General features: G+C 63.9%; 3 protein-coding genes. 2 read left to right on the top strand and 1 reads right to left on the bottom strand.

The window, feature by feature from the left end; genetic code table 11:
- Nucleotides 1-584 precede the first annotated feature (584 nt).
- Both ACCC94_RS29120 and ACCC94_RS29115 read left to right on the top strand, forming a co-directional pair.
- The gene (locus ACCC94_RS29120; RefSeq protein ID WP_017521771.1) at nucleotides 585-1,064 is read left to right on the top strand and encodes an Lrp/AsnC family transcriptional regulator; all 480 of its coding nucleotides are present in this window, start codon (nucleotides 585-587) and stop codon (nucleotides 1,062-1,064) included.
- 846 nt (nucleotides 1,065-1,910) lie between these two features.
- Nucleotides 1,911-2,114, top strand: a complete 204-nt coding sequence (locus ACCC94_RS29115; protein ID WP_015475469.1) for a DUF2788 domain-containing protein — start codon at nucleotides 1,911-1,913, stop codon at nucleotides 2,112-2,114.
- 21 nt (nucleotides 2,115-2,135) lie between these two features.
- Here ACCC94_RS29115 and ACCC94_RS29110 read toward each other — a convergent pair.
- On the bottom strand, nucleotides 2,136-2,730 hold a 595-nt coding region (locus ACCC94_RS29110), incomplete at its 5' end, for a pseudouridine synthase (RefSeq protein ID WP_413353054.1).

The following is a 2,730-nucleotide window of genomic DNA, read 5'->3' as shown; positions in this document are numbered from 1 at the left end:
CCCCTGGCCGCCGCCCTGGCTTGGCGGCTGGCCTTGTCCACCCTGCACTTCGGCGCCGCCAAAGCCGGCAGCCGTGGCGCTCTGCACCACCAGCGCCAGCGCAAGCACAGCGAACGAGGCGAACTGCCCGATGCCCGACTTCATGGATTCCTCGCTTCGGCAATGACCGAAAACAGTGATGTGACAATGCCATAGACCATGGCGCAACGCCCGCATTGCAAGGCGCTGGGTAAAGGCAGGGTAAAGATGGCGGACAAATCGCGGGCAAGAAAAAAGGGAGGCTCGTCAGCCTCCCTTTGTGGAATCTCGTCCTGCTCGTCGCTGTTGGCGCCGGCTCACCTCGCTCCGCCTTCTGGGCAGTGCGTAGCCCGGTGGCCGGCGCGATCCTGTTGGGTCGGCGGGCCGCGAAGCGCCTGATTGGGCGGATCGCAGGGGACGTGATGTCCGGGCTGTGAATCTGGAAGAAATAGTAAAGCGACAGAACGGGGAGATGATTGCTAAGATTGCTCATACAGGCACCACCTGAGCAACAAATACCTAAAAATTACGCCACATGCGCAATTCAATAGAATCACGAGGCTTTCATGGACAAGCTGGACCGCTACGACCTGCGAATTCTTGCCGAACTGCAGCGCGACGCGCGCATCTCCAACCAGGAGCTGGCCGAACGCATCGGCCTGTCGCCCTCGCCCTGCTCGCGGCGCGTCAAGCAGCTCGAGGACGACGGCTACATCGTCCGCCAGGTCGCCCTGCTGGACAGCAAGAAGCTCGGCCTGAGCCTCACAGCCTTCGTGCTGATCGGCATGGACCGCCACACGCCGGAGCGTTTCGAGCACTTCCAGCAGATCATCGGCAAATGCCCCGAGGTGCTGGAATGCAGCCTGGTAACGGGCATGGATGCGGATTACCAGCTCAAGGTGATGGTGCCGGACATGGAACACTACCAGCACTTCCTGCTCGGCACTCTGACCCGCATCGAAGGCGTGACCAGCGTGCGGTCGAGCTTCGTGCTGCGCAATGTGATGGCGAGTACCGAGCTGCCGCTGGATCACCTGCGGGTTTGAGCTGGCTGCTTGCTGGCTACTGTAAGAGCGGAGCTTCTCCGCGATTGCTCTTGCTCCTTGTCAGGTATTCCCGCGCCGCTTCGGCGTGCGCGCGAACCTCTTGTTTCGCCCCCTCGGGCGACCCACTTTGGCAAACGCCCCAAAGTGGGCAAAGGTCTCGCCCCTGACATCCGGCTTTTCGCTTCGCGAAAAGTACCCTCGGTTCCTCGGAGTTTCAGGGGCCCGCCGCGAAGGGCCATCCCTGGCCCATCGCGGCTCTCGCGACATCCATGTCGCTCAACCCCTGAAACTCCGATCACCTTCGGCCTCCTGAAAGGGGCACTCCGGAGCGTGTGGATGTTTCTCTGGAAGTCTTTCAGAACCAAAGCCGAAACCGCTGTTCTGCGTAGGGCGCATAACCCGGAACGGGTTATCCGCCGGTGCCACGACGGCGGATAATGCTGGCGCGTTATGCGCCCTGAGGACTGTTCGCGAGCAAGCTCGTTCCTACAGCCCAGCCAAACTCCGGAGCGCTTTTCGTAGGAGCGAGCTTGCTCGCGAACCGCTTCACTCCGAACTCCCTCTTGGGTGCGGGCTTCGCCCACGGTCCGTCGGCCAAGCCGCCGCCAACCTGCGACACAACACCGCACCCCGCCTCCCGCCGATCAAAACCGAGACCGCAGATTTCCCCGCCAACCCCGCGCCTACGGGAATTTCCAAGGTGAACCGCCCGTCCCGCAGCAGGAACTGATCAATTTATGAACGGCTCTGAACGCCAAAGCGCGGCATGCGTATAATGCGCGCCTTCTTCACCACCACCGCGTCCCGGCGTCCCTCGGACATCCTCCGCACCGGGCAGGAGCTGTAATGAACGAAAGTTTCGAAGACTGGATGATGTATGGCCTGGTGACCGGCCTGATCCTGTTCATGGCCTTCATCGTCTGGGACCTCGCGAAGAAGTCCAAGGCCGGCCGCATGGGCACCATGGTGCTGTTCTTCGCACTGGGCCTGGGCGTGCTCGGCTTCCTGATCAAGTCCGTGGTCGTTGCCGGTCTCGAAGGCGGCTTCTGATCCGCGCCCCTGCCCCGGGTCTCAGAGCTCGGGGCTGACTTCCCGCCACTGTCCCGGCTGCAGCCCGTCCAGCTGCCAAGGTCCGATGCGCACGCGCACCAGGCGCAGCGTTGGCAGGCCGACCGCCGCCGTCATCCGTCGCACCTGGCGGTTGCGCCCCTCGCGGATCACCAGCTCCAGCCAGGCCGTCGGCACCGACTTGCGGAAGCGCACAGGCGGGTCGCGCTCCCACAGCCGCGGTTCCTCCAGCCGCCGGGCTTCGGCCGGCAGGGTCGGGCCGTCATTGAGTTGCACGCCCTTGCGCAGCTGCTCGATCTGCTCGTCGCTCGGCTCGCCTTCCACCTGCACCCAATACGTCTTCGGCAGCTTGTGCTTGGGATCGGCGATGCGCGCCTGCAGGCGGCCATCGTTGGTCAGCAGTAGCAAGCCTTCACTGTCGCGGTCCAGCCGGCCGGCAGGATAAACGCCCGGCACATCGACGAAATCCTTCAGCGTCGCGCGGCCCTCGCTGTCGTTGAACTGCGTCAGCACGTCGAACGGCTTGTTCAGCAGGATCAGCTTCGGCTGCGCCGGCGGCGCCTTGGCTACGCGGCGGGGCGCGGGACGGGTGGCGGGG

It is taken from the genome of Pseudomonas sp. Pseusp97, assembly GCF_047304025.1.
GTDB lineage: Bacteria > Pseudomonadota > Gammaproteobacteria > Pseudomonadales > Pseudomonadaceae > Pseudomonas.
Note: the sequence above shows the minus strand (reverse complement) of the source record. Positions and strands in the feature narration are given on the sequence as shown.